Genomic DNA, 23,365 nt, shown 5'->3' on the forward strand with positions numbered 1-23,365 from the left:
GGCGCATGACCGCGCGCATTCAAGTCTCCCACCAGGCTCCCGACAACGACCGGCCTCCTCCCGTACGCCCGGCTCTGGGGGCCGTGGCGTGGAAGGAGACCGTCCATCTGTTGAGCAATCTTCCGCTCGCACTCGTCGGTTTCGTCTACACCGTGGCCATGGTGGCGACCGCGGGCGGGCTGTCCGTGACCGCGATCGGACTTCCGCTGCTCGCGGCCGGTCTGCTCGTGTCTCGCCAGCTGGGACGGCTGGAGCGGTGGCGGGCGCGCGCGCTGCTCGGGGTACGGGTGGAGGAGCCGACTGCGCTGCCGGGGCCGCGGCGGGCCGGCGGGTTCTTCCCCTGGCTGTGGGCGGGCGTGAAGGACCCGGTGGCCTGGCGGACCGTGCTGTACGAGCTGGTGCGGCTGCCGTGGGGGGTGCTGACCTTCGGGGTGGCGCTGGCCGGGCTGCTGGTGCTGTGGCCGGTGCTGCCGTACGTGACGCGCTGGCTGACGAACGTGGACCGGCTGATGGTACGAGGGCTGCTCTCGCCCTCGGACGAGCTGGAGCGGCGCATCGCGGAGCTGGAGTCCGACAGGGGCGTGGTCGTCGACACGGCGGCGGCCGACCTGCGGCGCATCGAGCGGGATCTGCACGACGGCGCGCAGGCGCGGCTGGTGGCGCTGGCGATGGGGCTGGGCCTGGCCAAGGAGAAGCTGCTGGAGGATCCCGAGGGGGCGGCGGCGATGGTGGACGAGGCGCACGGGGAAGTGAAGCTGGCGCTGCAGGAGCTGCGGGATCTGGCGCGGGGGATCCACCCGGCGGTGCTGACCGACCGGGGGCTGGATGCGGCGCTGTCGTCGGTGGCTTCGCGGTGCGTGGTGCCGGTGAAGGTGGCGGTGGATCTGCCGGAGCGGCCTGCGGCCGCGATCGAGGGGATCGCGTACTTCACGGTGTCGGAGCTGCTGCAGAACGTGAGCAAGCATGCGGGGGCGCGGGGCGCGAGTGTGGAGGTGTGGCGGACGGCCGCCGGGGCCGCGGCGGGCGCCGCGGGCGGCCGAGCGTCCGGGGTCGCCGGGGCCGCCGCCGGGGCGCGGCTTTTGATCCGGGTGTCGGATGACGGGCGGGGCGGGGCCGATGCGGTGGGGGGGTCGGGGCTGGCGGGGCTGGCGGAGCGGCTGCGGGCCGTGGACGGGGTGTTCGTCGTCGACTCCCCCGAGGGGGAGGGGACGGTGGTGACGGCGGAGCTGCCGTGGCGCGGGCGCGGCTGATGCAGGGGCTCGGGGCTGGGCTGCGGGCCGTGTGATCGGGACTCCCGTCCGGCGTGGGGCGGGGGTCCCGTCGTCCGGGTCCGGGTCCGGGTCCGGGTCCGGGTCCGGCGGAGGGCGGCCGGTCCCTGCGGGGCTGTCCCCTACCCACCCTTCCACCGTTCCCTGGGGCTGCGCCCCAGCCCCCGGAAAGCCCCGGGGTCTGCGCCCCCGAACCCCCGCGCCTCAAACGCCGGCGGGGCTGGGGATCGGGGTGGTGGGGTTATCCCCCCTGCCGGGACGCCTACCTGCCCGATGGATCGGGGGGCCGGGTGGGCGGGAGGGTGGGGTGGGTTGTCGGGCAGGCGAAAGGGTGGGTCGGGATCATGCGGATCGGTGGGGTGCTGCGGGCTCCGGTCGAGGGGCGGACATGGCGGGAGTTCGGGTACCTGATGCTCGGGCTGCCGCTGAGCTTGCTGTACTTCTCGCTCGCGATCACCGGCGTCAGCCTCGGCGCCGGGCTGCTCGTCACCTTCCTCGGGGTCCCGGTCCTCGCCGGGGTGCTCGCCATGTGCCGCGGGTTCGGGAGGGTCGAGCGGGCCCGGGTGCGCGGCCTGCTCGGGGTCGACATCGCCGAGCCCGCGCCCGTCCGGGCCGAGAAGCGGGGTCCGCTCGCCGCCATGGGCGCGATGCTCAAGAGCGGCAGCGCCTGGCGGCACGCGCTGTACTCGGTGATCCACCTCCCGTGGGCGATCTTCGCCTTCACCCTGGCACTGGTGTTCTGGGCGTACGGATGGGCCTTCCTGCTGTACCCGGTCTGGTTCTGGGTCTTCCCGGCCTACACCGACCAGCCGGGCCTGCAGCTCTTCCAGAACGACGATTACAGCTTCTACCTCGACTCCCCCGCCGAGATCGCCCTGACCTGTCTGACGGGGCTCGGGTTCACCCTGGTCACGCCCTGGGTGGTGCGGGCCCTGACCACCGTCGACCGCGTGCTCGTCGGCGGGCTGCTCGGGCCGTCGCGCCTCGACCACCGCGTCACGGAGCTCGAGTCGGACCGCGGGGTCGTGGTCGACACCGCCGCCGCCGACCTGCGGCGCATCGAGCGGGACCTGCACGACGGCGCGCAGGCCCGCCTGGTGGCGCTGGCCATGGACCTGGGGCTGGCCAAGGAGAAGCTCGCCGAGGATCCCCGCGCCGCCGCCCGGATGGTGGACGAGGCGCACGGCGAGGTGAAGATCGCGCTCCAGGAGCTGCGTGACCTGGCCCGCGGGATCCACCCGGCCGTGCTGACCGACCGCGGACTGGACGCGGCCCTCTCCTCCGTGGCCTCCCGGTGCGCGGTGCCGGTGCGGGTCTCCGTGGATCTGCCGGACCGGCCGGCCTCCGCCGTCGAGGGGATCGCGTACTTCACCGTCTCGGAGCTGCTGCAGAACGTCGGCAAGCACTCCGGGGCCCGTACCGCGGGTGTGGACGTGTGGAAGTCCGGGGACCGGCTGCTGATCCAGGTCGCGGACGACGGGCGCGGCGGCGCGAGCACCGAGGGAACGGGCACCGGGCTGGCGGGGCTCGCCGAGCGGCTGGACGCCGTGGACGGGGTGCTGGTCGTGGATTCGCCGGCCGGCAGCGGCACCACCGTCACCGCCGAGCTCCCCTGGCGCACCCGGTAGATCCCGAACACCCCGGGTGGATCCCGGACAAACCTTCCGGCTCCACGGCTTCGGCTTCCCGCGGCCACGCGTTGATCCGGTCTCGCCTACATCCGTCCTCGAGGCTGGGATGCTTGGCTGAGTCAGGGACATCGGGGAACGTGTGAACGCGGGAGCTGCTGGATCGTGGAAGACAGCGTACGGGTGGTCATCGCCGAGGATTCAGTGCTGCTGCGTGAGGGCCTGACCCGGCTGCTGACCGACCGGGGGCATGACGTCGTAGCGGGCGTCGGGGACGCGGAAGCCCTGATCAAGACGGTGGCGGAGCTGGCGGCCGAGGACGCGTTGCCGGACGTGGTGGTGGCCGACGTACGGATGCCGCCGACGCACACCGACGAAGGCGTACGGGCCGCCGTACGGCTGCGCCGGGAGCATCCCGGGGTCGGCGTGCTCGTGCTGTCGCAGTACGTGGAGGAGCAGTACGCCACCGAACTGCTGGCCGGTTCCAGTACCGGAGTGGGGTACCTGCTCAAGGACCGCGTGGCCGACGTACGGGAATTCCTGGACGCCGTCGTACGCGTGGCCCGGGGCGGGACCGCCCTGGACCCGGAGGTGGTCGCCCAGCTGCTCGGGCGCAGCCGGAAGCAGGACGTGCTGGCGGGGCTGACCCCGCGCGAGCGCGAGGTGCTGGGCCTGATGGCCGAGGGCCGGACCAATTCGGCGGTGGCCAAGCAGCTCGTGGTCAGCGACGGAGCGGTCGAGAAGCACGTCAGCAACATCTTCATGAAGCTCGGACTGTCCCCGAGCGACGGGGACCACCGGCGGGTCCTGGCCGTCCTCACCTACCTGCGGTCTTGATCGGACGCCCCTGATCGAAATCCCGGGCATTGATCAAAACCTTGATCAACTGACACTCTGTCAGGTACGGCGGTACCGCACCTGGCCGCAGGGAGCTCGCACTATTTCTGCACGGCACGCAATCTCGGAATCTCTCGGAATTCCGCGGAATCCCGCGGAATTCTCTCGACAGACCGCCGCAGACGACGGTCCAGAATACGAGCGTCCCCCGAGGAGGCCACTCCTACCGACGTAGGGTTGACCTTGGGAGCGGGAACGCCAAGCCTCGAAGGAGGTCCAGTTCAGTGACCAGCCAGGTCAGTAGCCCAGCCGAACAGGCCGACGGGGCCGAAGGGGCTGTAGTCGGCGAACAACGGACGCCCCCGGGCCCGAGCGGCAAGGAAGTACGCCGCCTCGACCGGGTGATCATCCGGTTCGCAGGTGACTCGGGTGACGGTATGCAGCTCACCGGCGACCGGTTCACCTCGGAGACGGCTTCCTTCGGGAACGACCTCTCCACGCTGCCGAACTTCCCGGCCGAGATCCGCGCCCCCGCCGGCACGCTGCCGGGCGTCTCCTCGTTCCAGCTGCATTTCGCCGATCACGACATCCTGACGCCAGGCGACGCCCCGAACGTACTGGTGGCGATGAATCCGGCGGCGCTGAAGGCGAACATCGGGGACGTGCCGCGCGGCGCCGAGATCATCATCAACACCGATGAATTCACGAAGCGCCCGATGGCCAAGGTGGGCTACGAGACGTCACCGCTGGAAGACGGCTCGCTGGGCGCCTACAACATCCACCCGGTGCCGCTGACGACCCTCACGGTCGAGGCGCTGAAGGACTTCGGGCTCTCCCGCAAGGAGGCCGAGCGCAGCAAGAACATGTTCGCGCTGGGCCTGCTGTCCTGGATGTACCACCGGCCCACCGAGGGCACGGAGAACTTCCTGCGGCAGAAGTTCGCGAAGAAGCCCGACATCGCCGAGGCGAACGTGGCCGCCTTCCGGGCGGGCTGGAACTTCGGCGAGACCACGGAGGACTTCGCGGTCTCCTACGAGGTCGCCCCGGCGACCCGGGCCTTCCCGACCGGCACGTACCGCAACATCTCCGGGAACCTGGCCCTCGCCTACGGGCTGATCGCGGCGGGCCGGCAGTCCGACCTGCCGCTCTACCTGGGCTCGTACCCGATCACCCCGGCCTCGGACATCCTGCACGAGCTGAGCAAGCACAAGAACTTCGGCGTGCGGACGTTCCAGGCCGAGGACGAGATCGCCGGCATCGGCGCGGCGCTCGGCGCGGCCTTCGGCGGCGCCCTCGGCGTGACCACCACCTCCGGCCCCGGAGTCGCGCTCAAGTCCGAGACGATCGGGCTCGCGGTCTCGCTCGAGCTGCCGCTGCTGATCGTGGACATCCAGCGCGGCGGCCCCTCCACGGGTCTGCCGACCAAGACCGAGCAGGCGGACCTGCTCCAGGCCATGTACGGGCGCAACGGCGAGGCCCCGGTGCCGATCGTGGCCCCGAAGACCCCGGCGGACTGCTTCGACGCGGCCCTGGACGCGGCGCGGATCGCGCTGACGTACCGGACGCCGGTGTTCCTGCTCTCCGACGGGTACCTCGCGAACGGCTCCGAGCCCTGGCGGATCCCCGACATCGCGGACCTCCCGGACCTGAAGACGCCCTTCGCGACGGGCCCCAACCAGGAGCTCGCGGACGGCACCGAGGTCTTCTGGCCGTACAAGCGCGACCCGCAGACGCTGGCCCGCCCGTGGGCGGTCCCCGGGACGCCCGGTCTGGAGCACCGGATCGGCGGCATCGAGAAGCAGGACGGCTCGGGCAACATCTCGTACGACCCGGCCAACCACGACTTCATGGTCCGCACCCGTCAGGCCAAGATCGACGGCATCGAGGTCCCCGACCTGGAGGTCGACGACCCCGACCGGGCCCGCACCCTCGTCATCGGCTGGGGCTCCACCTACGGGCCGATCACCGCCGCCGTCCGCCGCCTGCGCTCCGCCGGGACCCCGGTCGCACAGGCCCATCTGCGCCATCTCAACCCCTTCCCGAGGAATCTCGGGGAGGTCCTGAAGCGTTACGACAAGGTAGTGGTGCCGGAGATGAACCTCGGGCAGCTCGCCACCCTGATCCGGGCGAAGTACCTGGTCGACGCCCAGTCGTACACCCAGGTCAACGGAATGCCGTTCAAGGCTGAGCAGCTCGCGAAGGTTCTCGAGGAGGCCATCAATGACTGAGGTGACCGACGCCCCCCACCTGCTCTCGCTGGTCCCCAAGGCCGAGGCCAAGCAGTCCATGAAGGACTTCAAGTCGGACCAGGAGGTCCGCTGGTGCCCCGGCTGCGGCGACTACGCGGTGCTCGCAGCCGTCCAGGGCTTCATGCCCGAGCTCGGACTGGCGAAGGAGAACATCGTCTTCGTCTCCGGGATCGGCTGCTCCTCCCGCTTCCCGTACTACATGAACACGTACGGGATGCACTCCATCCACGGCCGCGCCCCGGCGATCGCCACCGGTCTGGCCACCTCGCGCCGCGACCTGTCGGTGTGGGTGGTCACGGGTGACGGCGACGCGCTGTCCATCGGCGGGAACCACCTGATCCACGCGCTGCGCCGCAACGTCAACCTCAAGATCCTGCTCTTCAACAACCGGATCTACGGGCTGACCAAGGGCCAGTACTCGCCGACCTCCGAGGTCGGCAAGATCACGAAGTCCACTCCGATGGGGTCGCTGGACGCGCCCTTCAACCCGGTGTCCCTGGCGCTCGGCGCCGAGGCCTCCTTCGTGGCCCGGACCGTCGACTCCGACCGCAAGCACCTCACCGAGGTGCTGCGGGCGGCCGCGGACCACCAGGGCACGGCGCTGGTGGAGATCTACCAGAACTGCAACATCTTCAACGACGGCGCCTTCGAGGTCCTGAAGGACAGCACGCAGGCGCAGGAGGCGGTGATCCGGCTTGAGCACGGGCAGCCGATCCGCTTCGGCGTCGACGGGCACAAGGGCGTCGTGCGCAACCAGGCCACCGGGGAGCTGGAGGTCGTCGCGGTGACCCCGGAGAACGAGTCCCGGATCCTGGTCCACGACGCGCACACCGCCGGCCCGACCACCGCGTTCGCGCTGTCCCGGCTGGCCGACCCCGACACCCTGCACCAGACTCCCATCGGGGTGTTCCGCAGTGTGGAGCGGCCGGTCTACGACACGCTGATGGCCGAGCAGCTCGACACGGCGATCGACAACAAGGGCAAGGGCGACCTCAGCACCCTGCTCGCCGGCAACGACACGTGGACGGTCGTCGGCTGACCCGTCGGCCGACCCCTGCGACCAGCACGCCCGTACGACAGCCCGGAGCTCCCTCAGGAGCCCCGGGCTTCGTCGTACGCGGCGCGCGCCGCCTGGACGTCGGCCGTACGCCGCTCGGTCCAGCGGGCGAGGGCCCACACCTGCTCGGCGGCCTCGCGCCCCAGCTCGGTGAGCGAGTAGTCCACCCGCGGCGGGATCACCGGCTTGGCGTCGCGCAGCAGGAATCCGTCGCGCTCCAGCGTCTGCAGGGTCTGGGCCAGCATCTTCTCGCTGACGCCGCCCACCTCCCGGCGCAGTTCGCTGAACCGGTACGAGCGCTCGACGAGGGCGGCCAGGACCAGCACGCCCCAGCGGCTGGTGACGTGCTCCAGCACTCCGCGGGACGGGCACATCGGGGCCTTCACGCTTACCTTCATACCAGTACCTTACTTTGAAGTGGGTACTTTCGAAAGGTTAGCGCCTCCTTTTAGGGTGGTGTCATACCGCGCAGCAAGGCACGGCCCCCGACGCGGTGACACCACCCCAACGCAAGGAGCGCACACCATGAGCATCGTCGTCACCGGAGCCACCGGAGCCCTCGGCCGCCTCGTCGTCGAGGAGCTGCTGAACCGGGTCCCCGCCGAGCGCGTCGCCGTCGTCGTCCGCAGCAAGGAGAAGGCCGCCGACCTGGCCGAGCGCGGCGTCGAGGTGCGCGTAGCGGACTACGACGCCCCCGAGAGCCTGGCCGCCGCGTTCCGCTCCGGCGACCGCGTCCTGCTGATCTCCGGCAACGAGGTCGGCCGCCGGGTCCCGCAGCACACCGCCGTGATCGAGGCCGCGCAGGCCGCAGGCGTCGCCCAGCTCGCCTACACCGGGATCCTCGGCGGCCCCGAGGCCGACTTCGACCTGGCCGCCGAGCACAAGGTCACCGAGCAGGCGATCCTCGACTCCGGCCTCCCCTACACCTTCCTGCGCAACGGCTGGTACCACGAGAACTACACGCACCACCTCGCCACCGTCCTGGAGCACGGCGCGGTCGTGGGCAGCGCGGGCGAGGGCCGGATCGCCTCCGCCGCGCGGGCGGACTACGCGGCCGCGGCGGCCGTCGTACTGACCGGTGAGGGCCACCTGAACCAGGTGTACGAGCTCTCCGGCGACACCGCGTGGAGCCTGGCGGAGTACGCGGCCGAGATCGCGGCGCAGTCCGGCAAGGAGGTCGCGTACACCGAGGTCCCGGCCGACGCGCACCTGTCGATCCTGACCGGCGCCGGGGTTCCCCAGGGCTTCGCGGCGATCCTCGTCGACGTGGACGCGGCGATCTCCCGCGGCCGGCTGGCCCACACCGGCGGGGACCTGTCCCGGCTCATCGGCCGCCCGACGACCCCGGTGGCCCACGCGATCACCTCCGCCCTGGCCTGAGCCCGGGCCGCCCCGGCCGCACAAGGCCTCGGAGGTGTCATGAGTATCTCCCGCAAACGGGCATGACATCCGGCTCGTCCGGCGCTACCTTCGTGAAGTTGGCTGGAATGTGACTGGAGGCCCCGTGAAGGCGGAGAACGAGCAGCGCACGGGTTTGCTCTACGGATTCGGCGCGTACGGAATGTGGGGGCTGGTCCCCCTCTTCTGGCCGCTGCTCAAGCCCTCCGGGGCCATCGAGATCCTCGCCCACCGCATGGTGTGGTCACTGGGCGTCGTCGGGATCCTGCTGCTGGCCATGCGCCGCTGGGGCTGGATACGGGAGCTGCTCCGGCAGCCCCGCAAGCTCGGCCTGACCGTGCTGGCCGCCTCGGTGATCTCCGTGAACTGGGGCCTGTACATCTGGGCCGTGAACAACGGCGCGGTCGTCGAGGCCAGCCTCGGCTACTTCATCAACCCGCTCGTCACCATCGCGATCGGCGTGCTGGTCCTCGGTGAGCGGCTGCGCCGGGCGCAGTGGGCCGCCGTCGGCATCGGCGTCGCCGCGGTGGTCGTGCTCGCCGTCGGGTACGGGCGGCCGCCGTGGATCTCGCTGGTACTGGCCTTCTCCTTCGCGGCCTACGGGCTGATCAAGAAGAAGCTCAACATGGGCGGGGTCGAGTCGCTCGCCGCCGAGACCGCGCTGCTGTTCCTGCCCGCCCTCGGCTACCTGCTGTGGCTCGGCGCGCAGGGCCGGTCGAGCTTCGCCACAGAGGGCCTCGGGCACGGGGCGCTGCTCGCCGCGACCGGGCTGGTCACCGCGCTCCCGCTGGTCTGCTTCGGGGCGGCCGCCATCCGGGTCCCGCTGTCCACGCTCGGGCTGCTCCAGTACCTGGCCCCGGTGTTCCAGTTCGGGCTCGGCGTCGTGTACTTCCACGAGGCGATGCCGCCCGAGCGCTGGGCCGGGTTCTCCCTGGTCTGGGCCGCGCTCGCACTGCTGACCTGGGATGCGCTGCGCACGGCGGGCAAGACCCGCGCCCGGCTCGAGGCCGCCCGTGCGGCCCGGCCGGCGACGGCCCGGGAGACCGAACCCGAGCCCGAGCCCGAGCCCGCGTAGCACCGCCCAGTACCGGGCGTCCCGCCCATATACCCCCACGATCCCCGCTGCGGAACTCCCGTAGCGGGGATCGTCCGTTTTCCGAACCACCCTGACCGAATCTCGGTCTTGACGGACAGTCACACTTCCACTGAACATCAGGCTCGCACTGACGCACTATCGCTCACTTGCGCCACCCCGCACGTTCCGTTCAATCCCCAACGGAATCCCGGAGTCCCCCACATGAGCCTGTCCGTCTCCCGGCGCCTCGCCGCCGTGACCGCGATCGCGGTCGCCGGCCTGTTCGCCTCCACCGCCCCCGCCGCACTCGCCGCCCCCACGGCGGCGGCCGCGGCGCCGACACCGCCCGACATCCCGGTGGCCAACGTCAAGGCACACCTGGCGCAGCTCCAGTCCATAGCCACCGCCAACGGCGGCAACCGGGCCCACGGCAGGGCCGGCTACAAGGCCTCGATCGACTACGTGAAGGCCAAGCTCGACGCGGCCGGCTTCACCACCACCCTGCAGACCTTCACCAGCAGCGGCGCGACGGGCTACAACCTGATCGCAGACTGGCCGGGCGGCGACCCGAACTCGGTGCTGATGTCCGGCTCGCACCTGGACTCGGTCTCCGCCGGCCCCGGCATCAACGACAACGGATCCGGCTCGGCCGCCATCCTGGAGACGGCCCTGGCCGTCTCGCGCGCCCAGCTCCAGCCCACCAAGCACCTGCGGTTCGGCTGGTGGGGCGCCGAGGAGCTCGGCATGATCGGGTCGAAGTACTACGTGAACAACCTGCCGGCCGCCGAGAAGTCGAAGATCTCCGGCTACCTGAACTTCGACATGATCGGCTCGCCGAACCCGGGCTACTTCGTCTACGACGACGACCCGACCATCGAGCAGACCTTCAAGAACTACTACGCGGGCATCGGCGTCGCGACGGAGATCGAGACCGAGGGCGACGGCCGCTCCGACCACGCCCCGTTCAAGAGCGCCGGCATCCCGGTCGGCGGCCTGTTCTCCGGCGCCGACTACACCAAGACGGCAGCGCAGGCGCAGAAGTGGGGCGGCACCTCCGGGCAGGCCTTCGACCGCTGCTACCACTCCTCGTGCGACACCGCGGCGAACATCAACGACACCGCCCTGGACCGCAACTCCGACGCCATCGCCTACGCGATCTGGAACCTCGGGGCGGCCACCCCGGTCCCGCCGGGCCCGTCGTTCGAGAACACGGCGGACGTGAACATCCCGGACTCCCCCGGCGCCGCGGTGACCTCGCCGATCACGGTCTCCGGCGTCACGGGCAACGCGCCGGCCACCACCAAGGTCGAGGTGAACATCGTCCACACCTACCGCGGTGACCTGGTGGTCGACCTGGTGGCCCCCGACGGCACCGTCTACAACCTCCACAACCGCAGTGGCGGCAGCGCCGACAACCTCGTCCAGACGTACACCGTCAACGCCTCGAGCGAGGTGGCCAACGGCGTCTGGAAGCTCCAGGCCAAGGACGTGGCGGCGCAGGACGTCGGCTACATCAACAGCTGGAAGATCACCTTCTAGCGCTCGCCCCGGGGGGCGCGCCCGCTCAGGGCGCGTCCTCCGTACGGGTCTGCGACGGGACCGTCAGCGGCTCCTGTATCAGCGCGCGGAGCTCCTCGGCCACGGCGCCGATGTCCGCGCGACCCAGCTTCGCCGCTTCCACCAGGTCGCCGAGGTCCTCCGGCGAGGGCAGCTGCCTGGCTCCCGCCACCCGCAGGTACGAGCGGGTGGCGGCGGCCGCGTAGAACTCGTTCATCGGCGATTCCAGCGCCGGGCACACCGCGAGGGTGTGCAGAAACGCGGCGGCCCGCCACGCGGTGTCCGGGGCGGGCTGTTCGGGCACCAGGACGAGGTCGTTCTGGTGCCGGGCGACCGCGGCGGCCACCCCCGAGGGGTCCCACACGGCGGGGTCGGACGGGAGATGGTGGGCCAGAGCGGTCCAGGCCCACTCCATGGTGATCTTCAATTGCCGAACCGCTCCTGGAAGTAGCCCCAGTGGTCGGCGAACTCCTCGATCCCGGAAAGGAAGTTCTTCCGGTCCTCGTCGAGTTCGCGTTCCGTCACCTCGGTGATCAGCGCGGTGACCGTCGTCCCCAGTGCCGCCGCGCGCGCCTTGAGGCGCTCGTGGAACTCTTCGTCCAGGCGGATGGTGACGTGTCTCGACATGCTTTTCACGGTACAGCGGGCCTGCTGTACACAGGGCCGGAACGGCCGAAGGGTGGGCAGGGACACAGTCCCCGCCCACCCTTCGGACGCACCCCTCGGACGGGGTTACTTGTTGGCGTCGGCCGCCTTCACCAGCGCGTCCTTGGTGACCGCGCCGACGTAGAGCTTGCCGTCGTCGGTGATCAGGGCGTTGACCAGGCGGGTCTTGAAGACCCGGCCCTCGCCGAACTTGCCGGTGACCTTGCCCCCGAGGGAGTCGAGGAACTGCTTGGCCTCCTTGGGCGCGTTCTTGTCGTTCTCGATGTCCTTCAGGCTCTTGCCGGCGCCCGTGTCGATCCGGGCGATGGTCGACCAGCCCTCGCCGAGCACCTTCGTCTCGCCGCCCTTGCCGCCGTCGAGGCCCGCGCCGCCGGTCAGGGCGTCGAGGCCGGGGAAGGACTCAAGGCCCTTGAACTCCTTGCCGCGCCCGCCCGGGGCGTGGTCGGAGCCCTCGGTCACCTTGGCACCCTTGGGCGGGGTGAAGGCGAAGGTGTCGGCGGACGGCTTGGCGAAGTCCACCTTGGTGAAGCCGGCGTCCACGATCGGCTTGCCGCCCTCGGCCGCCAGGAGCTGCACCCGCAGCGGCACGCCGTTCTTGGCGTCCACCGCGATCTTGACCGAGCCGACGGTGGATCCGCCGTGCTTGGGCTTCAGCACCAGCTGGTAGGCGTCCCGGCCGGCCACCTGCGCGGTGTCGCCCACGCTGACGTCCGTGGTCGGGCCGGCGGCCTTCAGGATGTCCTGGGCCAGCTGCTGGGGCGAGGCGCCGCCCATCCGGTCGGCCGTCTTCTTGTGGCCCTTGCCCTGCTGGTCCTTGCCCTGCGCCGCGCCCTCGGTGTCCTTCTCGTGCCAGACCTCGTTGGCCTTGCTGTCGTACCCCCAGACGTCGGCGCCGTTGTGGATGAGGCTGTACTCGTCCTTGCCATCCACGAACGTGAGCTTCTGGCGGTCCGGGCCGTCGGCCGCGACGCGCACGGTGTGCGTGCCGTTCGCCAGCTGCGCGATCTTGTCCTCGGGGTTGGCCGAGCCGCCCGCGACGCCCCCGCCGCCGAGCAGCCCGCTCGCCAGGGTCGGCAGACCGAGGTCGGTGCTGATCTTCGCGCTGCCGGACAGCTGCTGCACGTCCGAGGCGGCGACCTTCTCGATGAGCTGCTGTGCCGTCACCTTCGGCAGGTCCGGGCTGCCGGAGTTCGCGAAGGCCGGGACCATCGCCACGGTCGCGGCGGCCACACCCGCCACCGCGACCGGTACGGCGTACCGGGCGGCCTTGCGGGTCTTTGCGTTCGTTGCCATGTCTGCCCTACCTCTTTGTCACCCGTTCTGGTGTGTCTCCATCTGACCAAAGGGGTGGGGGTCGGGGCGTCACTCCCCGGGGCCAACTCCGCGTACGCCCCAGGGATGACACGACGAGGGCCCGGCATCCCCTACCCGTAGGGGATGCCGGGCCCTCGCCCGTGCGGAACGGCCGGTATCAGCCGGCGCGGTGCACCACCGCGTCGCACAGCTCCTCGAGCGCCGACTTCGCGAAGCACTCCGGCAGCGGGGCGAGCGTGGCCCGCGCGTCCTGCGCGTACCGGATGGTGTCGCGGCGGGCCTTCTCCAGCGCGGGGTGCACCCGCAGCCGGGCGAGCACCTCGGCGTGCCGGGCGTCGTCGCTCAGGTCCCCGTCGAGGAGTCCCACGAGTTCCAGGTCGTCGGGGTCGCCGCCCTGGGCCGCCATCTCGCGCAGCCGCAGCACGGGCAGCGTCGGGATCCCCTCGCGCAGGTCCGTCCCCGGGGTCTTGCCGGACTCGTGCGAGTCGGAGGCGATGTCGAGGACGTCGTCGGCGAGCTGGAAGGCGGTGCCGAGGCGCTCGCCGTACTGGGTCAGGATGTCGACGACGGACTCGTCGGCGCCGGACATCAGCGCGCCGAACCGGCCGGAGACCGCGATCAGCGAGCCGGTCTTGCCGGCGATGACGTCGAGGTAGTGGGCGACCGGGTCGCGGCCGTCGCGCGGGCCGGCCGTCTCCAGGATCTGGCCCGTCACCAGCCGCTCGAAGGCCTCGGCCTGGATGCGTACGGCCTCCGGCCCGAGGTCGGCCAGGATGTGCGAGGCGCGGGCGAACAGGAAGTCACCCGTCAGGACGGCCACCGAGTTGCCCCAGCGGGCGTTGGCGCTGGCCACACCGCGGCGCACGTCCGCCTCGTCCATGACGTCGTCGTGGTAGAGCGTGGCCAGGTGGGTGAGCTCGACGACCACCGCGGACGGCACGATCCCGGGCGCGTAGGGATCGCCGAACCGCGAGGCGAGCATCACCAGCAGCGGCCGGAACCGCTTGCCGCCGGCCTTGACCAGATGTTGTGCGGCCTCGGTGATGAAGGGGACTTCGCTCTTGGTGGCCTCCAGCAGACCCGCCTCGACGGCGGCCAGTCCGGCCTGGACATCGGTCTCAAGAGCCTGGTCCCGCACGCTCAGTCCGAACGGCCCGACGACGGTCACGAGGGGTACTCCTGTCTGCTGACGATCACGCTGACGATCACCTGGATTGTCGATGTGTCGCTGCCATCACTCAAGCCAGCGTATCCGGTCTGTTTTCGATCACCGAGAGCGCCCGCCATGTCGCCACCCGCGCACCGCCCGATGCACACCGGTATGTTCTGCAGAAGCCGAAACAACCGGAGAATGCGTTTTGTCCAGAACTGCCACCGCAATAGAGGAGCCGGTCGACGCGCAGGCGGACCAGCCGCCGCCATCCGGCCGGACGAAAGCACTCGGCAAAGTACGCCTTCGCGGCCCACGCGATGCGCCGCGCCGTGCGCCGCATCGTCGCCGTGCTCCTCGCCGCGGGCGCACTCGCCACCCTTCTGGCCGCCGTCGGTTGGCTGACCGCGGGCCGTTTCGTCGACCTGCTCGCCCTCATCCCCGTCATCGCGCCGGCCGTCTGCTGCGCGGTGGCGGCGGGCCCGGCCGTGATCGCCCCGGCGCCGTGGCTGCGGCGCACGATGCACCCGTCCACTGAGGCGAACGAGGTGGTTCCCGCATGATCATCCGTACCGAGTTCCCGTACGAGTCGACGCACGAGGACGTCCGGATCCCGATGGCCGACGGCGTGGACCTGTACGCCCGCATCTGGCGCCCCGTGACGGACGAGCAGGTTCCGGCCCTGCTGGAGTACCTGCCGTACCGGCTGACGGACTGGACCGCGCCGCGGGACCGGCAGCGCCACCCCTGGTACGCGGGCCACGGCTACGCCTCGGTCCGGGTGGACGTACGGGGCCACGGCTGCAGCGGCGGGAACCCGGGCGACGAGTACGACGCGCGGGAGCTGGCCGACGGGGTCGCGGTGGTGGAGTGGCTGGCGGCCCAGCCCTGGTGCACGGGGTCGGTGGGGATGTTCGGGATCTCGTGGGGCGGGTTCAACTCGCTCCAGATCGCGGCGCTGGCGCCGCAGGCCCTGAAGGCGGTCGTCACGGTCTGCTCGACGGACGACCGGTACGACAACGACGTCCACTACATGGGCGGCTCGGTGCTGGCCGTGGACATGCACGCGTGGGCGGCGGCCATGCTGGCCTTCGCGGCGCGCCCGCCGGACCCGCTGTTCGTCGGCGACGGCTGGCGCGAGCAGTGGCTGGCCCGGCTGGAATCCGTCGAACCCCTGATCCACACCTGGCTGGCCCACCAGACGCGGGACGACTACTGGCGCCACGGCAGCGTCTGCGAGGACTACGGGGCGATCGGCGCGGCCGTCCTCGCGGTGGGCGGCTGGCACGACCCGTACCGGGACGCGGTACTGCGGCTGGTCTCCCATCTGCCCGCCGAGCGGGTACGGGGGCTGATCGGCCCGTGGTCGCACCAGTACCCGGACCGGGGGCTGCCGCCGGGACCTGCGATCGGGTTCCTCCAGGAGACCCTGCGGTGGTGGGACCACTGGCTGAAGGGCGCGGACAACGGGGTGATGGACGAGCCCCTGCTGCGGTCCTGGATCTCGGAGTCCCATCCGCCGGCGACCACGTACGAGGTGCTGCCGGGCCGCTGGGTCGGTGACGCCGAATGGCCCTCCCCCGCCGTCACCCCCGTCACGTACGCGCTCCAGGGCGCGCCCGTGGCCGTGGCCTCCCCGCAGCACACGGGGCTGGACGCCGGGCGGTTCCTCCCGTTCGGCAACGCCGCGGACCTGCCGCCGGACCAGCGGGAGGAGGACGCGAAGTCGGCCTGCTTCGAGTTCCCGGTGGGGCGCGAGCCGGTGGAGGTCCTGGGCCGGGCGCAGGTGACGGCCCGGCTGCGGATGGACGTCCCGTACGGGCAGGTGGTGGCCCGGCTGTGCGACGTGGCGCCGGACGGGTCGTCGACGCTGGTGACGCGCGGTGCGCTGAACCTGTCGGCGCGACTGGGCCGGGAGAAGGCGGTGCCGTGGCCGGTGGGCGCGTACGAGGACGTGGTCTTCGAGCTGAACGGCATCGGGCACCGCTTCGCGGCGGGGCACCGGATCCGGCTCGCGCTGTCCTCGGCGTACTGGCCGTGGATCTGGCCGCGGGCCGGGTCGGAGGCGGGCTGGACGCTGGATCCGGCGGGGAGTGCGGTGGTCTTGCCGGTCAGGGCTGCGGGGTCGGAACCGGCCGTGGTGTTCGAGCCGCCGGAGCAGGCGGAACCGCTGGGTGTGGTCGTCCCGGCCACGCTGGACGAGCCGCGGCCGGAGCGGCTGGTCGTACGGGACGTCGCGCGCGGGCGGTGGCGGCTGGAGGTGGACCCGCGGTACGGGGGGACGCGGGTGTATCCGGACGGGCTGGAGTACGGGGAGGACGCGGAGGAGGTCTACGAGATCGACTCGGCGGATCCGTTGTCGGCCCGGACCCGGTCGCAGTGGCGGATCCGGCTGCACCGGCCGGAGTTGGGGTGGGACGTGCGGGTGGAGACGCGGTCGGAGGTCTCGTGCGATGCGGGTGGTTTCGTGGCGTCGAACGAGGTGGTGTGCCGGGAGGGGGAGGAGGTGGTGTTCCACCGGACGTGGGAGCGGCGGCTGCCGCGGGCGGCGGGCTGACGGCCCTGCGGGGCTCGTTCCCTGCCCGCCCGTCCGCCTCCCCCGGAGTCCGTCCGGGAGGGACCCCTACCCAGGGCTGCGCCCCGGACCCCGCGCCTCGAACGCCGGCCGGGCCGGTTCGCCCGGTTCGGCCGCCGGGGACGGATCAGCTGGGGTAGAGGCGTTCCAGGACCACCGCGATGCCGTCCTGTTCGTTCGAGAGGGTCAGTTCGTCGGCCACGGCCATCAGTTCGCGGTGGGCGTTGGCCATGGCCACGCCGTGCGCCGCCCACGCGAACATCGGGATGTCGTTCGGCATGTCGCCGAAGGCGATCGTCGACGACGGGCCGACGCCCAGTACCTCCGCCGCCAGCGCCAGCCCGCTCGCCTTGCTCACGCCCGGCGGCTGGAGCTCCACCGTGTGCTCCCCCGCCATCGTCACGTTCACCAGGTCCCCGACCACCGAACGGGCGACCCGCGTCAGCTCGTCGTCGTCCAGCTCCGGGTGCTGCAGCAGCACCTTGTTGATCGGCGCGGCCCACAGGTCGCCGCGCCTGTGCACCCGGACGGTCGGGAGGTGCGGGTGCCACATCCGGTAGCCCGGCCCTATCAGCATCTCGGCGTCCACCCCCTCCTGGTTGACCGCCGCGTACACCTCGCCGATCTCCGCCTCGATCTTCCCGAGCGCCACCTCCGCCAGGTCCCGGTCCAGCGGAACGGAGTGCAACAGGCGCGCGCACGCCGTGTCGTACACCTGCGCGCCCTGCCCGCACACCGCGAGCCCTGTGTAGCCGAGGTCGTCCAGGACGTGCCGGACCTGTGGGACGGGGCGCCCGGTGACGATGATGTGCTGGGCGCCGGCGGCGCGCGCCGTCGCGAGCGCCGCGTACGACCGCGCGGAGACGGTGTCTCCGGCGCGCAGCAGGGTCCCGTCCAGGTCAGTGGCGATCAAGGCGTAGGGGAGGGCCGAAAGCGGGGCGGAAGTCACGGCGCAAGGATACGGACCCCTTTGGACAAGTCCTACAAATAGAGCCCGAATCCGGCCTCCCGCAGGCCCCACAGGCCACGTAACGTATCAACCAGCCCACCGGGACACCCCCGGACCGCGTCGAAAGCGAGGCAGTACCCCATGCCCCAGCAGAGCCCCCTCGATGTGCCCGAGGGCGACCCGTTCGGGCCGCACAACCTCCCGTACGGCGTCTTCTCCACCTCCGGGGACACCCGCCGTCGCATCGGTGTGCGCATCGGCGGACACGTGCTCGACGCGGGGGCGGCCGCCGTCGCGCTCGGTTCCCCGTACGCCGCACTGCTCGGGCAGTCCTCACTCAACCCGCTGCTGGCCGCCGGGCGCACCGCCTGGCGCGACGTGCGCCGTGCGCTGACCGCGTGGGTGACCGACCCCGGCCACCGCGTGACGGTCGAGCCGCACCTCGTCCCGCTGGACGCCGTCACCCTGCACCTGCCGTACGAGGTCGCCGACTACGTCGACTTCTACGCGAGCGAGCACCACGCCACCAACGTCGGCAAGATGTTCCGCCCGGACGGGGACGCGCTCACGCCCAACTGGAAGCACCTGCCGATCGGTTACCACGGCCGCTCCGGCACGATCGTGGTCTCCGGCACCGACGTCGTCCGCCCGTCCGGGCAGCGCAAGGCGCCCGCCGACCCGGCGCCCGTCTTCGGTCCGTCCGTCAAGCTCGACATCGAGGCCGAGGTCGGCTTCGTCGTCGGCACCCCGTCCGAGCTGGGCAGCCCGGTGCCGCTGGGCGCCTTCGAGGACCACGTGTTCGGGCTGTTCCTGCTCAACGACTGGTCGGCGCGCGACATCCAGGCCTGGGAGTACGTGCCGCTGGGCCCCTTCCTCGGCAAGTCCTTCGCCACCTCCGTCTCCGCCTGGGTGACCCCGCTGGAGGCCCTGGAGGCGGCCCGGGTCGCCCCGCCGGCCCGCGACTTCCCGCTCCTGCCCTACCTCGACGACGCCGACGCCGACCGGCCCGGCGGCTTCGACCTGCACATCACCGTGTCCATCAACGGGCAGGAGGTCGCGCAGCCGCCTTTCGCGACGATGTACTGGACCGCCGCCCAGCAGCTCGCGCACATGACCGTCAACGGCGCCTCCCTGCGCACCGGGGACGTCTTCGGCTCGGGCACGGTCAGCGGCCCCGAGGTCGGGCAGCGCGGCTCGCTGCTGGAGCTGACGTGGAACGGGCGCGACGCCATCGAGCTCGCCGACGGCAAGCGCACCTTCCTCGAGGACGGCGACACGGTCACCATGACCGCCTGGGCCCCCGGCCCCGAGGGCACCCGCGTGGGCCTCGGCGAGGTCACCGGCCGCATTGTGGGATCCCCCTAGTCCGGCCCTTGGGACGGACCACGGCACCGGGGTGGCGGATCTTTCCGCCACCCCGGCGTCGTAGCAGGTCACAGCCTTGCCGCTGAGTGCTCGCGGTGGCGCAATACTGCCGCAACACCACCGGCCGGGGCCCGTCGGTATGTTCCGTGCCATGCCAGCCGAACGCACCCGTGAGCACACCGTCCCGGTCGCCGCCGCGCGCCGGCGGCGACTGCGCGCGGACCAGGCGCGGCAGCTCGCCGACCTGCTGCGCCACCAGATCCTGGCCGGCGGCTACCCCGGCGGGGTCCTCCCCCTGGAAGACGCCCTCGCCGCCGACTACGGAGCCGGCCGCAACACCGTCCGCCAGGCCCTCGACCTGCTGCGCGGCGAGCGGCTCGTCGAACGCCGGCCGGGCGTCGGCACCGTCGTCGTCTGCGAGAAGTACCCCCACGGCCTGGACCGCCTCCAGGGCCTGGCCGAAACCCTGCACGAGCACGGCCGGGTGACCAACGAGGTCCGCACCGTCGGCCCGGTGCGCGCCCCCGCCCCGGTCGCCGGCCGGCTGCGGCTCCCCGAGCACGCCGACGTGCTCTACATCGAGCGGCTGCGGAGCCTGAACGGGCTCCCGCTCTCCCTCGACCTCACGTACGTCCCCCTGGACATCGGAGCCGAACTGCTCGGCTGCGACCTGGAGAACACCGACGTCTTCCGGCTCCTGGAGTCCCTGACCGGGCAGCCCCTCGGCCATGCCGAGATCACCCTCGAAGCCGTCAACGCCGACGCGCACTCCGCCGCCGTCCTGCAGGCGCCGCGCGGGGCCGCCGTGCTGATGCTGGAGCGGCTCACCCATCTGGGTGACGGCCGGCCCGTGGACCTGGAGTTCATCCGCTTCCGCGGCGACCGGATCACCATGAGCGGCCTGCTCCGCCGCGACCTCTGACCTGCCCCCTGCGCACCTGTGACCCACCTTCCTGGAGACAGCCATGCCTCTGGTCCCCCAGCGCGGCGACGTGCCCGTGACCATCGACGAGTCCCTGTGCATCGACGGCTGCACCCTCTGCGTCGACATGTGTCCGCTCGACTCCCTCGCGATCCACCAGGACAGCGGCAAGGCCTACATGCACGTGGACGAGTGCTGGTACTGCGGCCCGTGCGCCGCCCGCTGCCCCACGGGCGCGGTGACCGTCAACATGCCGTACCTGCTCCGGTGAAAGGCCCTGTTCCCATGCGAAGCCCGCGACTGTCCCTCGCCCTCGCCGTACTCCTCGTTCCGCTGGCCAGCGGATGCGGTGGGAAGGCGTCCGGGGCCGACGGCCCCAAGACCCTGACCGTGACCGTCGGCTACCAGTCCAAGACCATCAACACCGTCACCGCAGGCACCCTGCTGCGCTCCCTCGGCTACTTCGAGCAGGAGCTCGCGGCGCGCGGCAGGAAGGACGGCATCACGTACAAGGTCGACTGGCAGGACTACGCCACGGGCGCGCCCATCACGGCCCAGATGACCGCCGGGAAGATCGACATCGGCTCGATGGGCGACTTTCCGCTCCTGATCAACGCGGCGCGCGGCAAGGAGCTGAAGCAGCCGACCCGCCTCGTGTCCGTGACCGGCTACAACCTGCGCGGCGGCCTCAACACCGTCGTCACCGCGCCGGACGCGAAGTTCGAGTCGCTGGCCGACCTGCGCGGCAAGAAGGTGTCGACCTCGGTCGGCTCCGCTGCGGACGGGACCCTCGTACGGGCCCTGCAGCGCGCCGGGATCGATCCTTCGAGCGGTATCCAGAAGCTCAACCAGCAGCCCAGCGTGGGGGCTTCCGCCCTCCAGGCGGGCAGTGCGGACGCGCTGTCGCAGTTCGTGGCCTGGCCGGGGCAGCTCGCGTACGAGGGGAAGGCCAAAGCGCTGTACGACGGCGCCGAGCTGAACCTGCCGACGTTCCACGGTGTCACGGTGCGGCAGGAGTTCGCGGCCGAACGGGCCGGCGTGCTGGACGACTTCCTGCGGGCGCAGCGCAAGGCGACCGAGTACCTGCGGACGCAGCCGGTCGCGGCGGCCGAGTCGGTGGCGAAGGAGACCGGGCTGCCGGCGGAGGTCGTGTACCTGTACAACGGCGCGAACGGGATCGCGACCTTCGACCCGGCGCTGCGGCCGGAGCTGCTGGCGGCGCTGAAGGAGGACGTGCCGGTCCTGCGGGACGCGAAGCTGGTGGCCGATGTGGACGTGGACGGGTTCGTGGACCGGGAGCCGCTGAAGCGGGCGGTTCCGGAGGCGGACTACCCGCCGGCCGGGCCCGCCCGGCCCGAGCTGTGGCTGAGGAACGAGCCGACGACGCGGACGTTCGACACGCCGGCGGCCCTGCTGAAGGCCCTGAAGGGCGCCGGCCCGGCCGCGGTCCGGGCGGCGTACGTGCCGGACGCGGTGACCGGGACCCCCTGGTTCGCCGACAAGGCGGTGTGGGTGGCGGAGGGCTCCGAACTGCGGGCGTTCGTCACCCCGGCGGGCGCGAAGTCGTACGTCGACCAGCACAGGGGATCCGGGGCGCGGATCGTGGGCTTCGCCGAGGCCGGAGGCATCGCCTCATGACCCCGGGGCGCCGGCTGCTGCGGCTGGCTTCGCTCGGGGCGGCTCTGCTGGCATGGCAGCTGCTGACTTCGCTGGACGTCGAGCTCTGGCTCCGGTTCGGCCAGTTCCCGACGGCGACGGAGGTGGCGTCGAAGCTGGCGGAGCGGGCGTCGACCGGCCCGTACTGGCAGGACCTCCTCTCCAGCCTGAGCCGGATCGTGTCGGGCTTCGCGCTGGCGGCGGTGCTGGGAGTGGCGGTGGGCACGGCGATCGCCCGCTCGCGGGTGGCGGCGGACGTGCTGGGTCCGGTCCTGGAGGTGCTCCGCCCGATCCCGGCGATCGCGCTGGTCCCCGTCGCCATCCTGCTCTTCCCCTCCAACGAGCAGGGGATCGTGTTCATCACGTGCGCGGCGGCGTTCTTCCCGGTGCTGGTGTCGACGCGCCACGCGGTGGCGGCGTTGTCACCGGTCTGGGAGGAGGCGGTCCTGACGATGGGCGGGGGCCGGGGCCGGATCCTGCTGTCGGTGGTCCTCCCCGGCGCGCTGCCCGGCATCTTCGGCGGCCTGTCGGTCGGCATCGGGGTCGGGTGGATCTGCGTGATCTCGGCGGAGATGATCTCGGGCGAGTACGGGGTGGGCTACCGCACCTGGCAGGACTACACGGTGGTGGACTACCCGGGGGTCTTCGTCGGCATGGCCACGATCGGCGCACTGGGCTGGCTGACCTCGACGGCGGTGGAACGCCTGGGCCGCCGCCTGACCCACTGGCTCCCGACCCGCCCGCAGCGCCCCGCGGCGGCCGCGGCCCCGGGGGCGGGCCCCCGCCGCCCCTCCGCTGAACCAGCACTCCCCTGACCCGCCGCGGTGGTTGCCGCTGCGCGGGGCGCGGAGAAGGCCCGCGCAGCAGAACCTGCGCCACCGGCCACCGGAATTCGACTACTCACAGGAGGCCCCCCGTGTCCGCATCTGCGGCGGCGCCAGCCACCACCACCGCCCCCGAACCCCACGGCTCCGCCCTGCGCCTCCAGGCCGTCCGGCTCGGCCGGACCGGGGGCCCGAGCGTCCTCGACCAGCTCGACCTCGACGTCCGGCCCGGCGAGGTGCTGGCCGTCGTAGGGCCATCCGGATGCGGGAAGTCGACCCTGCTGCGCACCCTGGCCGGGCTGCTGCCCCCGCTCGCCGGCACCGTCACGCAGGACGGAACCCCGGTTGCCCGCCCCGACGCCGACCGGGCGCTCGTCTTCCAGGACGACGCCCTGCTTCCTTGGCGCACCGTACGCGGGAACGTCGAACTGCCCCTCGCCATCCGGCGCGTGCCCCGCGCCGAGCGGCGGCGGACCGCCGACGAATGGCTGGCCCGCGTCGGCCTCGCGGAGCATGCCCACAGGCTCCCGCACCAGCTCTCCGGCGGCCAGCGCCAGCGCGTCCAGCTGGCCCGCGCCCTCGCCCCGGGCCCCCGCGCCGTCCTCATGGACGAGCCCTTCGGCGCGCTCGACGCCCAGACCCGCGCCGGCATGCAGGACCTCCTGGTCGACGTCCTCGCCGACACCGGCGCGACCGTCGTCTTCGTCACCCACGACGTGGACGAGGCGCTGTTCGTCGGCGACCGCATCGCACTGCTCCACGCCGACTCGGTGCTGGAGGTGCCGGCCCCGCGCGAGCGGTCCGCCGATCATTCCGCCCTCCGCCGCCGGATCCTCTCCTCCCTCTGACCACCGCCCCCGACACCGACCCCGAAC

General features: G+C 71.9%; 22 protein-coding genes. 16 read left to right on the top strand and 6 right to left on the bottom strand.

Annotation, left to right across the window (positions count from 1 at the left end; all coding sequences use genetic code 11):
• Positions 1–5: 5 nt before the first annotated feature.
• From AB5J51_RS17745 to AB5J51_RS17765, 5 genes are all read left to right on the top strand, one after another.
• Positions 6–1,250, top strand: a complete 1,245-nt coding sequence (locus AB5J51_RS17745; RefSeq protein WP_369778060.1) for a sensor histidine kinase — start codon at positions 6–8, stop codon at positions 1,248–1,250.
• Between the two features lie 362 nt (positions 1,251–1,612).
• On the top strand, positions 1,613–2,896 hold the full coding sequence (locus AB5J51_RS17750; protein WP_369778061.1) for a sensor histidine kinase: 1,284 nt from the start codon (positions 1,613–1,615) through the stop codon (positions 2,894–2,896).
• A 165-nt stretch (positions 2,897–3,061) separates the two neighbouring features.
• Entirely contained in the window at positions 3,062–3,733 is a 672-nt protein-coding gene (locus tag AB5J51_RS17755) for a response regulator transcription factor (protein WP_078987842.1), read from the top strand.
• A gap of 284 nt (positions 3,734–4,017) precedes the next feature.
• Positions 4,018–5,961 (top strand): 2-oxoacid:acceptor oxidoreductase subunit alpha, encoded by a 1,944-nt coding sequence (locus tag AB5J51_RS17760; RefSeq protein WP_053789766.1) that lies wholly within the window; start codon positions 4,018–4,020, stop codon positions 5,959–5,961.
• A complete protein-coding gene (locus AB5J51_RS17765; protein ID WP_053789767.1) occupies positions 5,954–7,021 on the top strand; it encodes a 2-oxoacid:ferredoxin oxidoreductase subunit beta in 1,068 nt (355 codons plus the stop codon). The genes AB5J51_RS17760 and AB5J51_RS17765 overlap by 8 nt, the downstream gene beginning before the upstream one ends.
• Positions 7,022–7,074: 53 nt before the next feature.
• Here AB5J51_RS17765 and AB5J51_RS17770 read toward each other — a convergent pair whose 3' ends face one another.
• Entirely contained in the window at positions 7,075–7,437 is a 363-nt protein-coding gene (locus AB5J51_RS17770) for a helix-turn-helix domain-containing protein (RefSeq protein ID WP_053789768.1), read from the bottom strand.
• 127 nt (positions 7,438–7,564) lie between these two features.
• On the opposite strand from AB5J51_RS17770, the gene AB5J51_RS17775 reads away from it, so the two are divergent.
• The 3 genes from AB5J51_RS17775 (at position 7,565) to AB5J51_RS17785 (ending at position 11,051) form a co-directional block, all read left to right on the top strand.
• Complete coding sequence (locus AB5J51_RS17775; protein WP_369778062.1) at positions 7,565–8,419, top strand: SDR family oxidoreductase; 855 nt, start codon at positions 7,565–7,567, stop codon at positions 8,417–8,419.
• A 124-nt stretch (positions 8,420–8,543) separates the two neighbouring features.
• A complete protein-coding gene (gene rarD / locus AB5J51_RS17780) occupies positions 8,544–9,512 on the top strand; it encodes an EamA family transporter RarD (protein WP_369778064.1) in 969 nt (322 codons plus the stop codon).
• Positions 9,513–9,734: 222 nt separating this feature from the next.
• On the top strand, positions 9,735–11,051 hold the full coding sequence (locus tag AB5J51_RS17785; RefSeq protein ID WP_133897208.1) for a M28 family metallopeptidase: 1,317 nt from the start codon (positions 9,735–9,737) through the stop codon (positions 11,049–11,051).
• Positions 11,052–11,076: 25 nt separating this feature from the next.
• Here the strand turns inward: AB5J51_RS17785 and AB5J51_RS17790 are convergent, their stop codons facing one another.
• From AB5J51_RS17790 to AB5J51_RS17805, 4 genes are all read right to left on the bottom strand, one after another.
• Entirely contained in the window at positions 11,077–11,496 is a 420-nt protein-coding gene (locus AB5J51_RS17790) for a hypothetical protein (protein ID WP_234382739.1), read from the bottom strand.
• Entirely contained in the window at positions 11,493–11,696 is a 204-nt protein-coding gene (locus AB5J51_RS17795) for a ribbon-helix-helix domain-containing protein (protein WP_225884906.1), read from the bottom strand. The genes AB5J51_RS17790 and AB5J51_RS17795 overlap by 4 nt, the downstream gene beginning before the upstream one ends.
• Before the next feature lie 105 nt (positions 11,697–11,801).
• On the bottom strand, positions 11,802–13,028 hold the full coding sequence (locus tag AB5J51_RS17800; protein WP_136225708.1) for a DUF2092 domain-containing protein: 1,227 nt from the start codon (positions 13,026–13,028) through the stop codon (positions 11,802–11,804).
• A 178-nt stretch (positions 13,029–13,206) separates the two neighbouring features.
• A complete protein-coding gene (locus tag AB5J51_RS17805) occupies positions 13,207–14,217 on the bottom strand; it encodes a polyprenyl synthetase family protein (RefSeq protein ID WP_053789773.1) in 1,011 nt (336 codons plus the stop codon).
• Between the two features lie 314 nt (positions 14,218–14,531).
• On the opposite strand from AB5J51_RS17805, the gene AB5J51_RS17810 reads away from it, so the two are divergent.
• Complete coding sequence (locus AB5J51_RS17810; RefSeq protein WP_133897210.1) at positions 14,532–14,762, top strand: hypothetical protein; 231 nt, start codon at positions 14,532–14,534, stop codon at positions 14,760–14,762.
• Positions 14,759–16,756 carry a CocE/NonD family hydrolase gene (locus AB5J51_RS17815; RefSeq protein WP_369778066.1) on the top strand — a complete coding sequence of 666 codons (1,998 nt, stop codon included), beginning with the start codon at positions 14,759–14,761 and terminating at the stop codon, positions 16,754–16,756. The genes AB5J51_RS17810 and AB5J51_RS17815 overlap by 4 nt, the downstream gene beginning before the upstream one ends.
• Before the next feature lie 145 nt (positions 16,757–16,901).
• On the opposite strand, the gene AB5J51_RS17820 is transcribed toward AB5J51_RS17815, so the two are convergent.
• On the bottom strand, positions 16,902–17,723 hold the full coding sequence (locus AB5J51_RS17820; RefSeq protein ID WP_053789776.1) for a Cof-type HAD-IIB family hydrolase: 822 nt from the start codon (positions 17,721–17,723) through the stop codon (positions 16,902–16,904).
• Positions 17,724–17,864: 141 nt separating this feature from the next.
• On the opposite strand from AB5J51_RS17820, the gene fahA reads away from it, so the two are divergent.
• The 6 genes from fahA to AB5J51_RS17850 all read left to right on the top strand — a co-directional run bounded on the left by fahA (position 17,865) and on the right by AB5J51_RS17850 (position 23,338).
• Complete coding sequence (gene fahA / locus AB5J51_RS17825; RefSeq protein WP_369778067.1) at positions 17,865–19,088, top strand: fumarylacetoacetase; 1,224 nt, start codon at positions 17,865–17,867, stop codon at positions 19,086–19,088.
• A gap of 151 nt (positions 19,089–19,239) precedes the next feature.
• The gene (locus tag AB5J51_RS17830; protein WP_206310750.1) at positions 19,240–20,010 is read left to right on the top strand and encodes a GntR family transcriptional regulator; all 771 of its coding nucleotides are present in this window, start codon (positions 19,240–19,242) and stop codon (positions 20,008–20,010) included.
• 43 nt (positions 20,011–20,053) lie between these two features.
• On the top strand, positions 20,054–20,281 hold the full coding sequence (locus AB5J51_RS17835) for a ferredoxin family protein (RefSeq protein WP_030298062.1): 228 nt from the start codon (positions 20,054–20,056) through the stop codon (positions 20,279–20,281).
• A 14-nt stretch (positions 20,282–20,295) separates the two neighbouring features.
• Complete coding sequence (locus tag AB5J51_RS17840) at positions 20,296–21,648, top strand: ABC transporter substrate-binding protein (protein WP_136225704.1); 1,353 nt, start codon at positions 20,296–20,298, stop codon at positions 21,646–21,648.
• A complete protein-coding gene (locus tag AB5J51_RS17845; protein WP_369778068.1) occupies positions 21,645–22,481 on the top strand; it encodes an ABC transporter permease in 837 nt (278 codons plus the stop codon). Before AB5J51_RS17840 ends, AB5J51_RS17845 begins: the two co-directional genes overlap by 4 nt.
• A gap of 101 nt (positions 22,482–22,582) precedes the next feature.
• Positions 22,583–23,338, top strand: coding sequence for an ABC transporter ATP-binding protein (locus AB5J51_RS17850; protein ID WP_136225702.1), 756 nt, complete (start codon positions 22,583–22,585; stop codon positions 23,336–23,338).
• The last annotated feature ends 27 nt before the right edge of the window (positions 23,339–23,365 follow it).

Origin of the sequence: Streptomyces sp. R33 (assembly GCF_041200175.1) — a bacterium.
Taxonomy (GTDB): domain Bacteria; phylum Actinomycetota; class Actinomycetes; order Streptomycetales; family Streptomycetaceae; genus Streptomyces; species Streptomyces katrae_B.